Genomic DNA, 821 nt, shown 5'->3' with positions numbered 1-821 from the left:
TGGAAAATATCGCCCGCCTGCTGTGCACTCACCTGCGCCGTACCTCGTCCCAACTGGCTCAGTTCAAACTCCCCGGGGGCTAATGAAAATCTGTCGCTTATGAGAACTTTGTGTTTGCTCGTATCGCTCGTGTTGCTGGCCGCCTGTGATCCGGTGCAGTTGCCGGCTGATGTGCGTTTGCCCGATGGTGCCGTGTATGAGGGCGATATCGAGGATAACCTGTTCCATGGCCATGGCAGCCTCACCTGGCCCGGTGGTCGGCACTATGAAGGAGAGTTCCAGAACGGGTTGATGGCAGGTGAAGGTCGCCTGGAGAGCCGTAACGGCTGCGTTCAGGAAGGGCACTTTGTTAACGGCGTTTTGAACGGCGAAGGGACCTATACCTGCCAGGATGCCTCCTACCAGGGGCAGTTCAAGGACGGAGAGCTTATCAAGGGTTCGGTGACGTATCTGGACGATAATTCCTACCAGGGGGAGTTCCGTGATTTTCAACCGCACGGGAAGGGGCTCTGGGTCACCGCATCAGCCGAACAGTTTGAAGGCACCTTTGCCGACGGTTACATGGTCAAGGGGACTTACCGTAACGAGGAAGGTTACCACTATCAGGGCGAGTTCGATTTCTTCACCTTTGAAGGCAAAGGGGAACTGACCCGTCCGGATGGCGTGGTAATTCATGCGTCTTTTGAAAACGGCCATGCGGAAGGCCCGGGGACGCGCACGCGGCCCAGTGATGACGGCAAGCCCGTGGTGGAAAAGGGCTTTTTTGTGCAGGGCGATTACTACCCCAGTGAAAAAGCCTGGCGGCAGCGCAAGCAGCAGCA

Annotated in this window: 1 protein-coding gene; it reads left to right on the top strand. The window is 57.0% G+C overall.

The window, feature by feature from the left end; translation table 11 throughout:
* Window positions 1-114: 114 nt before the first annotated feature.
* Window positions 115-821: MORN repeat-containing protein (locus A3730_RS29275; protein WP_369819146.1), on the top strand; the 707-nt coding region annotated here is incomplete at its 3' end.

The sequence above is a fragment of the Alcanivorax sp. HI0044 genome (genome assembly GCF_001634945.1).
Note: the sequence above shows the minus strand (reverse complement) of the source record. Positions and strands in the feature narration are given on the sequence as shown.